The 15,334-nt window shown below is 68.9% G+C and carries 18 protein-coding genes; 9 read left to right on the top strand and 9 right to left on the bottom strand.

What is annotated here, in order from left to right; all coding sequences use genetic code 11:
• The first annotated feature begins 11 nt into the window (after window positions 1-11).
• Together maiA and ACI766_RS13150 are read left to right on the top strand one after the other, a co-directional pair.
• Window positions 12-656: a maleylacetoacetate isomerase gene (maiA, locus tag ACI766_RS13155; RefSeq protein WP_003113293.1), complete on the top strand. Its 645-nt coding sequence runs from the start codon at window positions 12-14 to the stop codon at window positions 654-656.
• A 41-nt stretch (window positions 657-697) separates the two neighbouring features.
• Window positions 698-1,609, top strand: a complete 912-nt coding sequence (locus ACI766_RS13150; RefSeq protein WP_003113294.1) for a transporter — start codon at window positions 698-700, stop codon at window positions 1,607-1,609.
• Here ACI766_RS13150 and ACI766_RS13145 read toward each other — a convergent pair.
• From ACI766_RS13145 to dsbD, 4 genes are all read right to left on the bottom strand, one after another.
• Window positions 1,591-2,925, bottom strand: coding sequence for a cytochrome P450 (locus ACI766_RS13145; protein WP_003116880.1), 1,335 nt, complete (start codon window positions 2,923-2,925; stop codon window positions 1,591-1,593). The two genes, ACI766_RS13150 and ACI766_RS13145, sit on opposite strands and share 19 nt — an antisense overlap.
• Window positions 2,926-2,997: 72 nt before the next feature.
• Window positions 2,998-3,768, bottom strand: coding sequence for a thiol:disulfide interchange protein DsbG (gene dsbG / locus ACI766_RS13140; protein ID WP_003089790.1), 771 nt, complete (start codon window positions 3,766-3,768; stop codon window positions 2,998-3,000).
• A complete protein-coding gene (locus ACI766_RS13135) occupies window positions 3,765-4,601 on the bottom strand; it encodes a TlpA family protein disulfide reductase (RefSeq protein ID WP_003089792.1) in 837 nt (278 codons plus the stop codon). The genes dsbG and ACI766_RS13135 overlap by 4 nt, the downstream gene beginning before the upstream one ends.
• Window positions 4,601-6,364 (bottom strand): protein-disulfide reductase DsbD, encoded by a 1,764-nt coding sequence (gene dsbD / locus ACI766_RS13130; RefSeq protein WP_003103572.1) that lies wholly within the window; start codon window positions 6,362-6,364, stop codon window positions 4,601-4,603. Before dsbD ends, ACI766_RS13135 begins: the two co-directional genes overlap by 1 nt.
• Before the next feature lie 162 nt (window positions 6,365-6,526).
• Between dsbD and ACI766_RS13125 the strand changes: the two genes are divergently transcribed.
• Both ACI766_RS13125 and ACI766_RS13120 read left to right on the top strand, forming a co-directional pair.
• Window positions 6,527-7,207, top strand: coding sequence for a response regulator (locus tag ACI766_RS13125; RefSeq protein ID WP_003103570.1), 681 nt, complete (start codon window positions 6,527-6,529; stop codon window positions 7,205-7,207).
• On the top strand, window positions 7,204-8,526 hold the full coding sequence (locus tag ACI766_RS13120) for an ATP-binding protein (protein ID WP_003103567.1): 1,323 nt from the start codon (window positions 7,204-7,206) through the stop codon (window positions 8,524-8,526). Before ACI766_RS13125 ends, ACI766_RS13120 begins: the two co-directional genes overlap by 4 nt.
• A 175-nt stretch (window positions 8,527-8,701) precedes the next feature.
• Here ACI766_RS13120 and ACI766_RS13115 read toward each other — a convergent pair whose 3' ends face one another.
• From ACI766_RS13115 to ACI766_RS13100, 4 genes are all read right to left on the bottom strand, one after another.
• Complete coding sequence (locus ACI766_RS13115; RefSeq protein WP_003103565.1) at window positions 8,702-9,577, bottom strand: c-type cytochrome; 876 nt, start codon at window positions 9,575-9,577, stop codon at window positions 8,702-8,704.
• Entirely contained in the window at window positions 9,574-10,227 is a 654-nt protein-coding gene (locus ACI766_RS13110) for a c-type cytochrome (protein WP_015648902.1), read from the bottom strand. The genes ACI766_RS13115 and ACI766_RS13110 overlap by 4 nt, the downstream gene beginning before the upstream one ends.
• 114 nt (window positions 10,228-10,341) lie before the next feature.
• Window positions 10,342-11,343, bottom strand: coding sequence for an LLM class flavin-dependent oxidoreductase (locus ACI766_RS13105; RefSeq protein WP_003113297.1), 1,002 nt, complete (start codon window positions 11,341-11,343; stop codon window positions 10,342-10,344).
• A gap of 150 nt (window positions 11,344-11,493) precedes the next feature.
• Entirely contained in the window at window positions 11,494-12,108 is a 615-nt protein-coding gene (locus tag ACI766_RS13100) for a TetR/AcrR family transcriptional regulator (RefSeq protein ID WP_003089808.1), read from the bottom strand.
• A gap of 187 nt (window positions 12,109-12,295) precedes the next feature.
• Between ACI766_RS13100 and ACI766_RS13095 the strand changes: the two genes are divergently transcribed.
• Both ACI766_RS13095 and ptrC read left to right on the top strand, forming a co-directional pair.
• The gene (locus ACI766_RS13095; protein WP_003089810.1) at window positions 12,296-12,415 is read left to right on the top strand and encodes a PA2485 family small membrane protein; all 120 of its coding nucleotides are present in this window, start codon (window positions 12,296-12,298) and stop codon (window positions 12,413-12,415) included.
• Window positions 12,416-12,431: 16 nt separating this feature from the next.
• Window positions 12,432-12,626 carry a type III secretion system co-regulatory protein PtrC gene (gene ptrC, locus ACI766_RS13090; protein ID WP_003089814.1) on the top strand — a complete coding sequence of 65 codons (195 nt, stop codon included), beginning with the start codon at window positions 12,432-12,434 and terminating at the stop codon, window positions 12,624-12,626.
• A 25-nt stretch (window positions 12,627-12,651) separates the two neighbouring features.
• On the opposite strand, the gene ACI766_RS13085 is transcribed toward ptrC, so the two are convergent.
• Window positions 12,652-12,924: a hypothetical protein gene (locus ACI766_RS13085; protein WP_003089816.1), complete on the bottom strand. Its 273-nt coding sequence runs from the start codon at window positions 12,922-12,924 to the stop codon at window positions 12,652-12,654.
• Window positions 12,925-13,021: 97 nt separating this feature from the next.
• Between ACI766_RS13085 and ACI766_RS13080 the strand changes: the two genes are divergently transcribed.
• The 3 genes from ACI766_RS13080 (at window position 13,022) to ACI766_RS13070 (ending at window position 15,083) form a co-directional block, all read left to right on the top strand.
• Window positions 13,022-13,786: an AraC family transcriptional regulator gene (locus tag ACI766_RS13080; RefSeq protein WP_003122659.1), complete on the top strand. Its 765-nt coding sequence runs from the start codon at window positions 13,022-13,024 to the stop codon at window positions 13,784-13,786.
• A gap of 26 nt (window positions 13,787-13,812) precedes the next feature.
• Entirely contained in the window at window positions 13,813-14,628 is an 816-nt protein-coding gene (locus ACI766_RS13075; RefSeq protein ID WP_003113300.1) for an AraC family transcriptional regulator, read from the top strand.
• Window positions 14,629-14,708: 80 nt separating this feature from the next.
• The gene (locus ACI766_RS13070; RefSeq protein ID WP_003089825.1) at window positions 14,709-15,083 is read left to right on the top strand and encodes a cupin domain-containing protein; all 375 of its coding nucleotides are present in this window, start codon (window positions 14,709-14,711) and stop codon (window positions 15,081-15,083) included.
• Window positions 15,084-15,334 lie beyond the last annotated feature (251 nt).

The following is a 15,334-nucleotide window of genomic DNA, read 5'->3' as shown; positions in this document are numbered from 1 at the left end:
CAGGACTTTCCATGCAGCTCTACAGCTTCTTCAACAGCTCCACGTCCTATCGGGTGCGTATCGCATTGGCCCTGAAAGGCCTGGATTACCAGGTAGTGCCGGTCAACCTGCGGCAGGGCGAGCAACTGCGCCCGGCCGACCGCCAGCGCAACCCGATGGGCGCGCTGCCGACCCTGGTCGACGCCGACGGCCGCCGGTTCAGCCAGTCGCTGGCGATCATCGACTACCTCGACGCCGTGCAGCCCGAACCGCGCCTGATCCCTCTCGACCCACTGCATCGCGCCCAGGCGCTGGAACTGGCCCTGCTGGTGGCCTGCGACATCCATCCGCTGAACAACGTGCGGGTGCTCAAGTACCTGACCCAGGTCCTCGGCATAGACGCCGAGGACCGCCAGCGCTGGTACGCGCACTGGGTCGCCGAGGGCCTGGCGGCGGCGGAGACCCTGCTGAACCGACACCGTCGCGGCGCCTTCTTCGCCGGCGCCGCAGCGGGCATCGTCGAGTGCTGCCTGGTACCGCAACTGGCCAACGCCCGGCGCATGGGCTGTGACCTGGCGCCCTACCCGGCGTTGCTCGAACTGGAGGGGCGCTGCCTGGCGCTCGAAGCCTTCCAGCGCGCCAGCCCCGAGCGCCAGCCCGACTACCTGCCGGACTGACGCGCTGCCCCGTGGAAAACAACAACAAGAAGGACACGCCCATGACCACCCGCATCCGGGCCAGCCTGCTGGCCCTGCCCCTGCTGCTGCCCTCGTTCCAGGCTATCGCCGCGCTGCCGGGGATGAACCTCGGCCAGACCTCCTTCCTCGACGGCAAGGCCCTGCCCGGCACGCTGTTCCAGCAGTTCGTGAATATCTACGAGGCCGACGACTTCATGGACGCCAACGGTCACCGGCGCCCGCTCGACAACCGCCTGCGCACCCTGCTCGCCACCAGCCACTTCGCCCACATCAGCCAGCACCAGCTGTTCGGCGCCTACTACGGCGCGGAAATCCTCGTCCCGGTGCTGCTCGCCGATCCCGACTTCGAACCCCACGCCGGCAGCGCCAACGGCCTCGGCAACCTGATCGTCAGTCCGTTCATCCTGCAATGGCCGCAGACCGAGCTGTTCGGCCGGCCCTACTGGCAGCGCCTGAACCTCGCCTTCCAGTTACCCACCGGGCGCTACGACAGGCATCGGGCGATCAATCCCGGCAGCAACCACTGGAGCTTCAACCCGCACTACGCGCTGACCTGGGAGTTCGCCGAAGGCTGGGAAGCCAGCGCTCGCCTGCAGTACCTGTTGCCGGGCAAGAATCGCGACCCGGCGCCGCCGTTGGCCGACGACTACCTGCAACCGGGCCAGGCGTTCCACGCCAACTACTCGGTATCGCTGGCGCTGGATGCGCATTGGCGGCTCGGGTTGTCCGGCTACAGCCTGCGACAGATCACCGACGAGCGGGTCGACGGCCACGACCGCCCGGACTCCCGCGAGCGGGTCGATGCCATCGGCCCGGCGCTGATGTTCGGCTGGGGCAAGTCGCGGCTGTTCCTCAACGCCTATCACGAATACGGCGCACGCAACCGCAGCGAGGGCAGCCGGCTGATCCTGCGCTACTCGCAGGTCTTCTGAGCGTCGCCTTCCGGGACGATCGGCAAGCGCTCCAGGGTGCGGAACACCGAGCTGCGCCGCCAGCGCAGGTCCGTCGGTTCCGAGGCCAGGGCGAAACGGCGACGCACCAGGCCGCGCAATGCGCATTGCAATTCGAGCCGGGCCAGGTACGCGCCCAGGCAGTAGTGCGGACCATGGGCGAACGCCACGTGCTGCTTGGCGTTCGCTCGCTGCAATTGCAGACGGTCGGGGGCGGCGAACATCTCCGGGTCGCGGTTCGCCGCGAGGAAGCTCAGCCAGACCTTCTCTCCAGGCGGAATCCGCTGGCCGCCGATCTCCACCTCCTCCAGGGTGCAACGCACGCCGCCGCGCACCGCGCCATCGAAGCGCAGCAGTTCCTCCACCGCGTTCGCCGCCAGCTCCGGGCACCGCCGCAGCAGGTCGAGCTGGTCGGGATGGGTGAGCAGCGCCAGCGTAGCGTTGCCGACCATGCTGATGGTGGTTTCGAAGGCGGCCATGAACACCATGGCATAGGCCGCTACCAGGTCCTCGAGGCCCAGTCCGGCCTCCAGCATCGCGGCGCCGTCGAGGATGCTCGGCGCCGCGCCGGACGGCGGGCGCGAAGAGCCATCGCTCCAGCCGCGCGCCTGGCGTTGCAGGTAGTCGCTGAAGGCGGCCGCGCTGCGGTTGATCTGCCCGGCATCGCCGTGGCTGGCGGCGAGATCGAGCCCGGCGGCCAGATCGCGGCCCCAGGGCAGCAGTTGCCCGGTATCTTCGCGGGGAAAGCCGAACAGCTCGGCGGCCACCCGGATCGTCAGCGGTTCGGCGAAATCCCTGAGCAGATCGGGCTCGCGGCGCTCCAGCAAGCTGTCGAGGAGTTCTTCCACCAGCACCTCGATGCGCGCTTCCCAGCGGCGCACGGCGTCGGGGCCGAAGGCCGGAGCGAACAGCCTGCGCAGGCGGGTGTGCCGCGGCGCGTCGTTGAACAGCATGAAGTTGTCGTAGAAGCGCGCCAGCGGTTGCAATTGCTGGTGGCCGAACCAGCTGGCGCCGCCCTGGCGGACGCCGGCGGCGCCAAGGCGAGCGGGGTCGGCGGAGAAACGGCGGTCGCGCAGGCACGCCGAAACATCGGCATAGCGACTGATCCACCAGATCGAGGCCTGGTCGCGGCAGACCGGCGCACGGGAGCGGATCAGCCGCAACAGCGGATAGGGATCGGCGACGAAGTCGGGATGGTAGGTGTGGATGTCGAAACCGTCGCTCCGCGGGGCGAGCGCCGGACGCTGAGCGTCATGGCGCGGCTGCGCGCTGCCTTCCTCGCTGAATGCGTCGTCCATGGCCCTTGCTCCGCTGGGTTGGCGTAACGCAGGGAGTATAGATGGCCGGCGGCTCGGCGCCGGCCCGGAGGATCAGCGCGGACCGAGGATCTCCGCCAACTGGTCCGGCTGCGGCGCGCCCTGTTGCTGCTGCATGCGCCCCTCGGCATTGAGATAGAAGATCGCCGGGGTCGCCGCGGCGCCCATCGACTCCATCAGTTCCATGTTGCCGGCGAGCTGCTTGCGCACCGCCGCCGGGATCTTCGCCAGCGGCTTCAGGGTGCTGGCCTTGCCCGCCTGCTCATGGTCGTGCAGGGCCTTCTGCGGGTCCTTGCTGGCCAGCAGCGCGGCGGACTTGGCTTCGCTGTCCTCGCGGATGATGCCGACCATGATATGCCGCAACTGCACCTTGCCGGCATCCACCCAGGGTCGCGCCTGCTCCCAGAACATGGTGCAGTACGGGCAGTTCGGGTCGCTGAACAGGTAGACCACGCGCGGCGCGTCGGCACGGCCATCGGCGATCCAGGCGCTCTGCTCCATCTTCTGCCACATTTCCTTGGCCAGCGGCGCATACACCAGGCGCTCCAGCGGTTCGCGGCTGAGGTCCTTGCCCTGGGCGTCGAACAGGTGGCCGGTGAGTACGTGCTTGCCGTCGGGCGTCAGGTACAGCGCCATGCCCTGGTTCTGGTATTCGGCGGCGTAGCCGCGCAGGCCATCCGGGGCGTCGAAGCTGCCGAGGATGCGGGCGCCCTTCTCCTGGACCATGCGGATCGGCGCCGGCAGCTCCTCCGCCGCCGTGGCCAGGCCGGCGTTGAGGAGGGTCAGGCCCAGGCCAAGGGTGATCAGGTTGCGCGGCAGTCTCATTCGGAACTCCTGGTTGCGGGGGCGGCAGCGGCCGGCTCGAAGGCTTCGAGGTAGCGCGCCAGGCTGCCGCGGGACAGTTCGCCGAGATGGCTGCCCAGCAGGCGGCCCTCGGCGGTGTAGAAAACGGTGGTGGGCAAGGCGACCGAGCCGACCTGCTGGCCAAGCTGCCCGCCGTTGTCGAACAGCAGGTTGTCCAGGCGCAGGTTCTCGCCCTGGAGGAAATGGCGCACGGTCTCGGCGCTCTCGCCCTGGTTGGCGAAGAGGAACACTACGTCGGGATTCTCCGCCTGCGCCTGTTGCAGCACCGGCATCTCGCGCCGACACGGCGGGCACCAGCTGGCCCAGAGGTTGATCACCAGCGGGCGGCCCCGGAAATCGGCCAGTTGCACCGACTCGCCGGCGGCGTTGCGCAGGCTCAGCTCGGGCAGGCGCGTACCGCGCTCGTAGATGCCCAGGCCCAGGCTGCCAAGCAGCCAGAACGCCAGTCCGAGGCTGGCGCCGACACCCAGCGAGCGACGTAGCGCCGGTCGCCGCCAGGCCCAGAACAGCGCGCCGAGCACGGCGGCGAGCAGGCCTGGCCAGGCGAGGAAACCGCCATCGCGGATATCCAGCATCTGTGCGAAGTCGCCGCGGTACTGCGGCCAGTAGCGCACCACGAAAGCCAGGCGCGCCACCAGCAGGCCGAGCAACAACAGGTTGAACAGCACCGGCTCGGCGTTGCGCCCGCCACCGCGCGCCGCCAGCCAACCGCCGAGCAGCGCGGCGCCGAGGGCGAGGAACAGCAGCAGGTGTTGCAGCGAGACCACCAGCGGCCCCAGGGAAAAACTCAGCATCAGCCGCGCTCCCGGGTCGCCTGCCAATGGGCGAGGAAGCCGCCGGCGTCGACTTCGCCGGTCAACCGGCGCGCGCGGCGCTCCTCGCCTTCCGGGCCGATCCAGATCAGGCTCGGCGGGCCGGGTACCTGGTAGCGGTGCAGCAGCTCGCGGCTGGCGGCGTTGTCCGCGGTCACGTCGAGCCGCAGCAGGCGCACGCCCTGCAGGGCGGCGAGCACATCGGGCTTGGCGAACACCTGTTTCTCCATGATCCGGCAGGACACGCACCAGTCAGCGTAGTAGTCGAGCAGCACCCATTGTCCCTCGGCCTTGGCCGCAGCCAACTGACGGTCCAGCTCGGCCGGCTGGCTCACCGTGAGGAACGCCTCGTGCGCGCTGGCCGTCGGCGTAGCGCCCCGGTTCGCCGCCGCATACACCTGTAGCGGACGCCAGGGGTCGTCGGCCCCGGCCGCGGCGCCCAGCAACATCGCCGCGCCCCAGAGACCGAAGATGCAGCCCGCCGCGCCGAACAGCACCGCGTGCCGCGCCAGGCCTCGCGCCGTGTGCAGCGCGGCGTAGGCCAGGACCAGCAGCAACGCGCCGCCAAGGCCGATCCACAGCGCCTCGCCGAGCAGCGGACGCAGGAGTATCCAGGCGGTGCCGAGGAAAAGGAAGCCGAACACGCCCTTGACCAGGTTCATCCAGGGACCGGGCTTGGGCAGGAAGCGGCTGCCGACCGTCACCAGCAGCAACAGCGGCATGCCGATGCCGAGGCCCAGGCTGAACAGCACCAGGCCGCCATGCAGGGCATTGCCGGTCTGCGCGATATAGAGCAAGGCGCCGGCCAGCGGCGCGGTCATGCACGGTCCCACCAGCAGCCCGGACAACGCGCCGAGCGCAGCGGCGCCGGCCAGGCTGCCGCCCTTGCGGCCGCGACTGAGACCGTCGAGGCGGTCGCGCAGGGCAGCCGGCAGTTGCAGTTCGAAGAAGCCGAACATCGGCAGCGCGAGGAACACGAACAGCGCGGCGAAGCTGCCCAGCAGCCACGGCTGTTGCAGCCAGGCCTGCAGGTTGCCGCCAAGCAGCGCCGCGACCACCCCGAGTCCGGCGTAGACCAGCGCCATGCTCAGCACGTAGCTACCGGCCAGCAGCAGGCCGCGACGAGGGCCGGCGCCGCTGCCGACCACCAGCCCGGCGAGGATCGGCAGCATCGGCAGCGAACAGGGAGCGAACGCCAGCAGCAGGCCGAGGCCGAAGAACAGCAACAGGCTCCAGGCCAGGTTGCCGGCCTGCAGGCTGCCGGCCAGGCCCTGGTCCTCGGCGACTTCGCCGCTCGTCCCGGCGGCGGCAGGGCCGGTACCGCCCAGGTCGAGCGCCTGGCTCTGCGGCGGATAGCACAGGCCGGCATCGGCGCAGCCCTGCCAGCCCAGGCGCAGTTGTCCGGCGGCGGCCGCCGGCAGGGTCAGTTCCAGGCTCTGGCGATAGACCTGCGACTCGCCGAAGAACTCGTCGCTGTGGCTTTCGCCGGGCGGCAGCTGCGGCTGCAAGGCCGGGTCGAGTCCGTCGAAGCGCAGGCGCTTCTGGTACAGGTAGTAGCCCGGCGCGATCTGCCAGCGCAGTTGCACCTGGCCGTCGTCGAGGCGCTCCCAGGTGAAGCGGAAGGCTTTCTCCACCGGCAGGAAATCCGTCTGCGTCGCGCCGCGCGGCGCGAACAGGTCGTCGCCCGGTTGCGCCTGGGACAGGCCCGGCAGCAGGAGCATCAGGAGCAGGATCAACACACGCATGGATAACGCCTTCTACGATGAACTCGGCGGCAGCATGGCCAGCGACGATTAACAGGCCGTTAACGCGGCCACGGGAAAACCCCGGCGACGCGCCGGGCGGGGCATAATCCTGGCTTAATTCGCCCGCTTCAGACTCCTATCCCTTTAACCAGCGATACCGCCATGCATGTACTGCTCACCGAAGACGACGACCTGATCGCCAGCGGCATCGTCGCCGGCCTCAACGCCCAGGGCCTGACCGTGGACCGGGTGGCCAGCGCCGCCGATACCCAGGCGCTGCTCCAGGTGGCGCGCTTCGACGTGCTGGTCCTCGATCTCGGCCTGCCCGACGAGGACGGCCTGCGCCTGCTGCAACGCCTGCGCCAGCAGGGCGTCGACCTGCCGGTGCTGGTGCTGACCGCGCGCGACGCGGTGACCGACCGGGTCGCCGGGTTGCAGGCCGGCGCCGACGACTACCTGCTCAAGCCCTTCGACCTGCGCGAACTCGGCGCCCGCCTGCATACCTTGCAGCGGCGCTCCGCCGGGCGCTGCGTCAACGTCATCGAACACGGTCGCCTCAGCTACGATCCGAGCACCCGCGAAACCTGGCTCGACGGTCGCCCCGTGGAGCTGTCGCGACGCGAACAGGCGCTGTTGCAGGCATTGCTCAACAACCGCGGGCGGATCCTCAGCGGCGAGCAGCTCAAGGACAGCGTCTATGGCTTCGGCGACGAGGTCGAGAGCAACGCCCTCAACGTCCACATCCATCACCTGCGGCGCAAGCTCGGCAACGCCATCGTGCAGACCGTGCGCGGCCTCGGCTACCGCCTCGGGCCGGCGCGCGGCGACGGAGACGACGCATGAGCCTGCGCCTGCGCCTGACCCTGATCCTCGGCTCGGCCTTCATCCTGCTCTGGTCGCTGGCCGCGGCCTGGATGCTCTGCGACCTGCGCGGGCAGATGATGCGCTCCTTCGACCAACGCCTGGCGGCCTCGGCGCGGATGGTTGCCGGCCTGCTCCAGCAGTTGCCGCAGCCGCAGCCGGCGGACGGCCAGACCACGCGCCTGAGCGCGGAGCAACTGGGAATTCCCAACGGCATGGCCTGCCAGGTCAGCTCACTGCGCGGCGAAGTCCTGGCGCAGAGCCATGCCACCCCGGAGCGGGCGCTGGACAGCACCGCCAGCGGCTTCCGCGACCAGGAAATCAACGGCGTGCTGTGGCGCAGCTTCACCGTGCAGGCCGGCGATCTGCGGGTCAGCACCGCCGACCGCCTGGAAGAGCGCGACGTGCTGCAACGCTCGGTGGTGGTGGCCGCCGCGGTGCCGGTGACGGTCGCCCTGCTCGGCAGCCTGGCCCTGCTCTGGCTCGGCGCCGGCCAGGGCCTGGCGCCGCTCAAGCGGATTCGCGACGCCCTCACCCGACGTGGCGCCGACTCGCTGGAGCCACTGGAGCTGGCGGCCCTGCCGAGCGAACTGAAGCCGCTGGTGGAAACCCAGAACCAGTTGTTCCAGCGCATCGCCCAGGCCATCGAACGCGAGCGACGCCTGACCGGCGATGCCGCCCACGAGCTGCGCAGCCCGCTGACCGCGATCAAGACCCACCTGCAGGTCGCGCGCATGACCGAGGGCGCCGCCGCCGAGCAGGCCCTGGCCCACGCCGAGGAAGGCGCCGACCGTCTGCACCGGACGCTGGACCAGCTGTTGCTGCTGGCGCGGGTGGAAGGCAGCCTGTCGTTCGACGACGGCGTGCAATGCAGCGCCGAGGACGCCGCCCGGGTAGCCATGCACGACGCCGGCCACGGCGACGTGCGGATGTTCGAGCTGAAGCTGGCCGACGGCTTGTCCGAGGCGCCGCTGGAAGTCCCCTCGGTGCTGGCCATCGCCGCGCTGCGCAACCTGCTGGACAACGCCCTGCGCCACACCGCCGCCGGCACCCGGGTGGAGCTGGCGGTGGAAACCGCGCAAGGCTGCGCGCGCTTCCACGTCCGCGACCACGGTCCGGGCATCGCCGAAACCGACCTGCCGCACCTCACCCGGCGTTTCTGGCGCCACGGCAAGAGCGGCGGCAGCGGGCTCGGCCTGGCCATCGTCCAGGCTATCGTGCAACGCTGCCAATGCCGGCTGGACTTCGACAGCCGCGCGGACGGCCTGCGGGTGACGCTGGAAATGCCGCTGCGCGAGTGATGCGCGGGCCCACCCGCCAACCGGCCCCCGTAGGGCGAATAGCCGCCCGCGGCTATCCGCCGGACCGAGGCCCAGGCATCGGCGGATAACGCCGTTGGCGTTATCCGCCCTACCCCCGCGCCGACCTGCTTCCGCCGGACCGGGTCTCCGTCCTGCGGACGCCAGGCCACGAGGGTCAGATTCCCTGTCCCAGCAGCACGCCGTTGACCTTCTGTCCGTACAGGTTGACGCCGTCGTTGGCATGGAACTTCTGCCGCGTCTTCTCCACCGAACCGTCCACCAGGCGCGGGTCCTGCGGGCGCTCGTGGCTGTTCATGAAGGCGGCGACGTCCCAGGCGTCGCGGTCGCTGAGGGTACCGGGCTTGCCCAGCGGCATGTTGTACTTGATGAAGGAGGCCGCGGTGTTGATGCGGTGCATGCCCGCGCCCCAGTTGAAGGACTGCGCGCCCCACAGCGGTGGGAACACCGTCTGCCCCAGAGCCATCTGGCCCTGGCCGTCGGCGCCGTGGCAGATCGCGCACTGCGCGGCATAGACCTTGGCGCCGCGCTCGATGCTGTAGCCGCCTTCCGGCGGGGCCACGTCCGGATAGCCGCGTCCGGGCAGGCTGACCCCGGTCGGCGCCTGGCTCGCCAGCCAATAGGCGTAGACGGTCAGGGCCTTGATCTCCGGGCTGTCGGCCGCCGGCACCTTGCCGTTCATGCTGAACTGGAAGCAGCCCTGCAGGCGCTCGGCGAACGTATTGACCTTGTTGTTCTTGGCACGGAACGCCGGATAGACCGGGTAGGCCGCCCACTGCGGCGCGGAGTTGGCCCGGCGGCCCTGGTCGAGATGGCAGTTGACGCAGTTGAGCTGGTTGCCGACCAGATGCGGCGCGTTCTTCCGGGTTTCCACGAACAGCGCCTGGCCCTGGCGGACCATTTCGCCGAAGGCGTTGTCCGGGAGGCTGCTTTCCGCCGGCGGCTGGAACGGCTCCGAGGGCGCCGTTGCCGCGTGGACGGGAGCGACCAGCAGGCCGGCGACGGCCAGGGAAAGGATCGACGGCATGTTCATGGCTGGCCTCCTGCCTGACCGAGGGTGGCGAAGAACTGGCTGACGCTGCGGATCTCCTCTTCGCTGAGGGATTTGGCGATATGTCCCATCAGATCGTTCGGGTCGTTGCGGCGAGTGCCAAGCTGCCAGGCGCGCAACTGGTTGCTCAGGTACATCTCGCCCTGCCCCTGCAACGGCGGGAAGGCCTCCCCCACGCCGCTGCCGGCCGGACCGTGACAGGTCACGCACTCGGGAATGTTGCGCTCCCAGGCGCCACGTACCGCCAGGGTCTCGCCGGGGCTGCGCGGGGTGGCCACGCGCGACAGCGCCACCGGCTTGGGCGCCGGCATTGCCGCGAGGGTAGTGGCGAGCGCCTGGATCTCGTCGTCGCCGAGAGCATCGGCTATGCCCTTCATCACCGGGTGCTCGCGACTGCCGCCCTGCTTGAGGTCATGCAGTTGCTTGCTCAGGTAGGCGGCGGGAAGGCCCGCCAGGCGTGGAAAGCCGGCGGCGGCCAGGCCCATGCCATCGGCGCCGTGGCAGGTGACGCAGGCCGCGGCGGCCGGGTTGGCGCCGCCCTGGGTATAGAGTTTCTGGCCGTCGACGGCGGCCTGGGCCGTCGCCGCCAGCAAGGCGGTCAATGAAAACAGCAGTCGGTGTGCAACCGGCATGGCAGGGTTCCTCTCTGGCTTATTGTTTTTAGTTCTAAGTTTAGAACCAAAAAACCTATCACCGAAAGACCCTACCGCACGCAGGTCTACATCATTTTCCCTACAGGCCCCGGATCACGCCCCTTTCAGCTCCGCGACGATTTCGCAAGAGCGCAGCCGATGGGCGTGCTCGTAGAAGTCGCTGGTGAAGATAAGCTCGTCGGCGCCGGTCTGCTCCAGGAGGATCTCCAGACGCGCACGAACCTTCTCCGGACCGCCGATCACCGCCAGGCCGAAGAAGCTGCCGACCGCATCCTGCTCGTGGGGCAGCCACAACGGCGCCATGCTTTCCACCGGCGGCTTCTGTTTCAGGCTCTCGCCGCGGATCAGCGCCAGCACGCGCTGGAAGGCGGTAGTGGCGAGGAACTCGGCCTCTTCGTCGGTAGGTGCGGCGATCAGCGGCACGCCGATCATCGCGTAGGGTTTGTCGAGTACCGCCGAGGGCTGGAAGTTGCTGCGGTAGATGCGCAGCGCCTCGTGCAGGTAACGCGGTGCGAAATGCGAAGCGAAGGCATAGGGCAAGCCTTTCTGCGCCGCCAGGTGAGCGCTGAACAGGCTCGAACCGAGTAGCCAGATCGGCACCTGGGTACCCTCGCCCGGCACCGCCAGCAGGCTCTGCTGGGAACGGCGCGGGCCGAGCAGCATTTCCAGCTCGGCGACCTGCTCGGGGAAGTCGTCGCCGTTGCCCAGGCGGTCGCGACGCAAGGCGCGCATGGTCGCCTGGTCGGCGCCGGGGGCGCGGCCAAGGCCGAGGTCGATGCGGCCCGGGTAGAGCGTCTCCAGGGTGCCGAAGTTTTCCGCCACCACCAACGGCGCATGGTTCGGCAGCATCACCCCACCCGAGCCGACGCGGATCCGCGAGGTGCCGCCGGCGATATGGCCGATCAGCAGCGCGGTGGCGGAGCTGGCGATGCCATCCATGTTGTGGTGCTCGGCCAGCCAGAAACGGTTGAAGCCCAGGCGCTCCACATGGCGCGCCAGGTCCAGGGAGTTGTGCAGGGCTTCGGCCACGCTGCCGCCGGTGCGCACCGGCACCAGGTCGAGCATGGACAGGGGAATATCAGCAAGCGTTGTCATGAAGGCTCCAATCGGCAGCGGGCGATGGCCAGGGCGCGAGACACGCGCGGAAGGACCTCGCCCGGGGTTTGGATCAATTCTATATCACGCGTTATAGTTTTTGCCCACGGAGAATCCATGGGCTTTTTCCAGTCAAGGCGCGCTGTGGCGTCAGGCGGCCTCGACCGCCAGCAGGGAATCCCAGGCCGCCATCGCGCAGCGGCCGATGGCCAGCAACTGCTGGCGGCTGGCGCCGTCGCGGGCCTGGATCGACAGGCCCTGAAGCACGCTGCTGTAGAAACTGGTGAGCGCGTCGAGATCGGCTCCGGCCGGCACGTCGCCGTCGGCCACGCCTCGTGCGAAACGCTCGCGCAGCAGGCGCGCGGCGCGCCGCCGGTGATCGCGCAGGTAGTCTTCGACGCCTTTGTTGGCCGGCGAGAAATTGGTCGTGCTGAGGTCGACCAGGCAACCGCGCGGCTTGCCTTCCGTGGTGTAGCTGACGGCGGCGCTTTCCAGCAGCGCGGCGATCGACTCGCGCGCCGTCGGCAGGGCGAAGGCGCCCTTGGAAAGCTGGCACTCCTGGCTCAGGTAGAGTTCCACCGCCGAACGGAACAGCGCCTCCTTGGAACCATAGGCGGCATACATGCTCGGCGCGCAGATGCCACCCATGGCCTCCTTCAGCGCGGCCATGGTCGCGCCTTCGTAGCCGGCCTCCCAGAACACGTCGAGCGCCCGGCGCAATGCCTGTTCACGATCGAAGCCGCAGGGGCGTCCACGCTTGGCCATGGGAATTCCTGAGAAAAAAACACGTCATATGGTAACACCGGCGAACAGTCGCAAGGCTGGAGGGGGTCGCTTGATCCATCACCGCGCTCGATATACACCATGCAGGCTTTTTACTTCTGCCGGTTCTCCCGCTGGGCAAACATGCTCTCCAAGGGCAGACGCCCACCCTTCCCCAGGAGAACCGATCATGTCCAGCTTCAGCGCCCTCGCCAGCTACTTCGCCGCTTCCGCGTTCTACAGCAATGCAGTGACCCCTACTCGCCCGGTTCAGGCCAGCGCGCCCGCGCCGACCAGCGAGAAGAAATGAGCCCAAGGAGGCATCCATGCTCTCAGCCCGCTCCCGCAAGGCCCCGACCTATGGCGTCACCTATGTGAGCCTCGAGGATTGCACCCTGCACTTCGAGACCGAGTACATCATCGAGCGCCGCGACGGCAGCCTCGCGCACATGCCGATGCGCACGCCGGTCAGTGAGCGCGAAGCCCTGCAACGCCTGATCGAAAGCTGCATCGACGACTGATACCTCCAGTGCCCGTGTGCCGCTCTCAGGAGCGGCCAGCGGCGTTTTCCCAATCCGCCACCAGCGTCCGCAGTCGCGCGTCGCGCAGTTCGAAGAGTTCCAGCAGCCCCAGTGCCCGGATCGCCGGCAGCAGGGCGCGCAGGTCTTCTTCAGCCTGCCGCCGTTGCGCCGCGGGCAGTTCCTCCTCAAGCAGCAGCCGGGCGTTGGCGATGAACGCGCCGACGCTGCCCTTGCGTATCTCCACGCCGCCCAGGCGGATGCGGTCCTGTCGGTCGGGAAGGATGTCTTCGGCTTTCATGGCGTGCTCCAGGCAAGAATGATGAGCCGCCAGGCTACATCCGCAGTCGAATGGCCTATTATCCATCCCGAGCCAATCATCGTCGCTTTTCCGCCAAATGCTTCCGGAACCCCTGCCCGTCCCGCTCTTCGCCCTGCGCATCGACCGCGCAGCCAGCCGCACGGCCTCCCACCGCCATGCCTGCGGCCAGCTCTACTGCCTGGAGCGCGGTCTTCTGGTGGTCGAGGACGAGCATGGCCGCCAGGCCCTGCCTCCGCGCCAGATCGCCTGGATCCCACCGGGTCACCCACACTCGGCGCACTCCCACGGCAGCCTGGCGGGCTGGAGCGCCTACCTCGCCGCCGAACACTGCCGCGACCTGCCCCGGCACCCCGGCGTGCTCGCCTGCTCGGCTTTCGTGGCGCTGATCGTCGAACGCGCCACCCGCTGGCCGACCGGCTCCGCCTGGAGCACCGAACGCGAGAACCTGCTGCGCGTGCTGCTGGACGAACTGCGCCACGCCGTGCCCCAGCGGACCCGCCTGCCCTATCCGGGGGATTCGCGCCTGCGCAGGATCGCCGAGGCATTGCTGGCCAACCCCGGCGATCCGCGACCGGCGGCCGAATGGGCACGCTGGGCGGGCCTCAGCAGCCGTAGCCTGAGCCGGCTGTTCGGCGCCGAGACCGGTATGAGCTTCGCGCAATGGCGGCAACTGGCGCGACTGCACGCGGCCGTCGAACGGCTGGCAGCGGGCCAGGCGGTCGGCGAGGTCGCCTGGTCGCTCGGCTACGAAAGCCCGAGCAGCTTCGCCAGTGCCTTCCGCACAGTATTCGGCGAGACGCCGTCCGGCTATTCCAGTCGCGCCAACGAAGCGCTAGCCTGAACCTTCCGCGCCACGAGCCTTTCCCCATGAGCCACGCCAATACGCCCCGCGACTGGGTTCGACGCGCCCCGCAACACGGTGCGGTGGAACGCATCGAGGCTTACTTCGCCGGCCACGGCTACGATCCGCATCGCCACGACACCTATGCCATCGGCCAGACCCTGGCCGGGGTGCAGAGCTTCCGCTATCGCCGCAGCCAGCGCCACAGCCTGCCGGGCGGCTGCCTGGTGCTGCATCCCGACGAGCTGCACGACGGCGAGGCCGGCAGCCAGGAAGGGTTCCGCTACCGGATGCTCTACGTCGAGCCGGCGCTGATCCAGCAGGCCCTCGGCGGCCGGCCGCTGCCGTTCGTGCGCGGGGGCTTGTCCGACGACCCGCGCCTGATCGCCGCCAGCCGGGCCCTGCTACAGGCCATGGATACCCCGCTGGAGCCGCTGGAAGAACAGGACGCCCTGTTCGAACTGGCCCACGCCCTCGACGCCGTGGCCGGCAACCGGGCGCGCGGCAGGCGCCACTTCGACTTCGTCGCCGCCGAGCGCGCCCGGCAGTACATCCACGCGCACCTGGAGCGCCCGCTGGGCCTCGACGAACTGGCGCAGGTCGCCCAGCGCGAACGCTGGAGCCTGTCGCGCGATTTCCGCGCGCTGTTCGGCACCAGCCCCTACCGCTACCTGATCCAGCGCCGGCTGGACATCGCCCGCCGGCTGATGCTCGGCGGCCAGACGCTGGCCGAAGCCGCGCTTGCCGCCGGTTTCGCCGACCAGAGCCACATGACCCGCCATTTCGGCCAGAGCTACGGCCTGCCGCCGGCACGCTGGCTGCGTATGCTCGGCCGCGCCTAGCCAGGTTGCACGATCATCCAAGACCGCCCGCTCCGTAGCCGCCTACCCTGGCGCCAGAGACCAACCACCGGAGCGCACCGATGTCCACCAGCACAACCCAAGCGATCAACTTCGCCGCCAAGCTCGCCCTGTTCGACGACCGCTGGCAACCCAGGGTGATCGCCCAGATGAACGACTACCAGTTCAAGCTGGTGAAGATCGAAGGCGACTTCGTCTGGCACAGCCACGCCGACACCGACGAGACCTTCATCGTCCTCGCCGGTCGCCTGCGCATCGATTTCCGCGACGGCGCGGTGCACCTGGGCCCCGGCGAGATGTATGTGGTGCCGCGCGGCGTGGAGCACAAGCCGTTCGCCGAGGGCGAGGTGCGCATGCTCCTGGTGGAGCCCTGCGGCGTGCGCAATACCGGCGACCAGGGCGGCGAGCGGACGGCCGTCAACGATCTGTGGATCTGAACGAATAAGCAGTGTGCTTTGGCGGCAATGTATATTCGCGCCGCCATAGCGCCTACATATACATGCAAACCTGCCATTGGAGACATCCTCTAAAACACAGCACGCTCAAGAATAAAAACTGCCAAGGCACATAATAAATTTCCAAAACCGCCAGAAACGACACATCTCCACATCCTTCAAAAACCCCTCCCAAGGGCATTTCAAAAGCGCCACCCCACCTAGACCGTCAAACATGCTTCTGTCTACTCCAT

The sequence above is a fragment of the Pseudomonas sp. DL genome, assembly GCF_047199225.1.
GTDB lineage: Bacteria > Pseudomonadota > Gammaproteobacteria > Pseudomonadales > Pseudomonadaceae > Pseudomonas > Pseudomonas aeruginosa.
This window is presented reverse-complemented; position numbering and strand designations above follow the sequence as displayed.

Coding starts and splice junctions, on each gene's coding strand:
- ACI766_RS13145 (WP_003116880.1), bottom strand. CDS start 2,925: ATGGACGACGCATTCAGCGAGGAAGGCAGCGCGCAGCCGCGCCATGAC.
- ACI766_RS13120 (WP_003103567.1), top strand. CDS start 7,204: ATGAGCCTGCGCCTGCGCCTGACCCTGATCCTCGGCTCGGCCTTCATC.
- ACI766_RS13125 (WP_003103570.1), top strand. CDS start 6,527: ATGCATGTACTGCTCACCGAAGACGACGACCTGATCGCCAGCGGCATC.
- ptrC (WP_003089814.1), top strand. CDS start 12,432: ATGCTCTCAGCCCGCTCCCGCAAGGCCCCGACCTATGGCGTCACCTAT.
- dsbG (WP_003089790.1), bottom strand. CDS start 3,768: ATGAGACTGCCGCGCAACCTGATCACCCTTGGCCTGGGCCTGACCCTC.
- ACI766_RS13135 (WP_003089792.1), bottom strand. CDS start 4,601: ATGCTGAGTTTTTCCCTGGGGCCGCTGGTGGTCTCGCTGCAACACCTG.
- ACI766_RS13080 (WP_003122659.1), top strand. CDS start 13,022: ATGCTTCCGGAACCCCTGCCCGTCCCGCTCTTCGCCCTGCGCATCGAC.
- ACI766_RS13095 (WP_003089810.1), top strand. CDS start 12,296: ATGTCCAGCTTCAGCGCCCTCGCCAGCTACTTCGCCGCTTCCGCGTTC.
- ACI766_RS13100 (WP_003089808.1), bottom strand. CDS start 12,108: ATGGCCAAGCGTGGACGCCCCTGCGGCTTCGATCGTGAACAGGCATTG.
- ACI766_RS13115 (WP_003103565.1), bottom strand. CDS start 9,577: ATGAACATGCCGTCGATCCTTTCCCTGGCCGTCGCCGGCCTGCTGGTC.
- ACI766_RS13150 (WP_003113294.1), top strand. CDS start 698: ATGACCACCCGCATCCGGGCCAGCCTGCTGGCCCTGCCCCTGCTGCTG.
- ACI766_RS13075 (WP_003113300.1), top strand. CDS start 13,813: ATGAGCCACGCCAATACGCCCCGCGACTGGGTTCGACGCGCCCCGCAA.
- ACI766_RS13085 (WP_003089816.1), bottom strand. CDS start 12,924: ATGAAAGCCGAAGACATCCTTCCCGACCGACAGGACCGCATCCGCCTG.
- dsbD (WP_003103572.1), bottom strand. CDS start 6,364: ATGCGTGTGTTGATCCTGCTCCTGATGCTCCTGCTGCCGGGCCTGTCC.
- ACI766_RS13110 (WP_015648902.1), bottom strand. CDS start 10,227: ATGCCGGTTGCACACCGACTGCTGTTTTCATTGACCGCCTTGCTGGCG.
- maiA (WP_003113293.1), top strand. CDS start 12: ATGCAGCTCTACAGCTTCTTCAACAGCTCCACGTCCTATCGGGTGCGT.
- ACI766_RS13105 (WP_003113297.1), bottom strand. CDS start 11,343: ATGACAACGCTTGCTGATATTCCCCTGTCCATGCTCGACCTGGTGCCG.
- ACI766_RS13070 (WP_003089825.1), top strand. CDS start 14,709: ATGTCCACCAGCACAACCCAAGCGATCAACTTCGCCGCCAAGCTCGCC.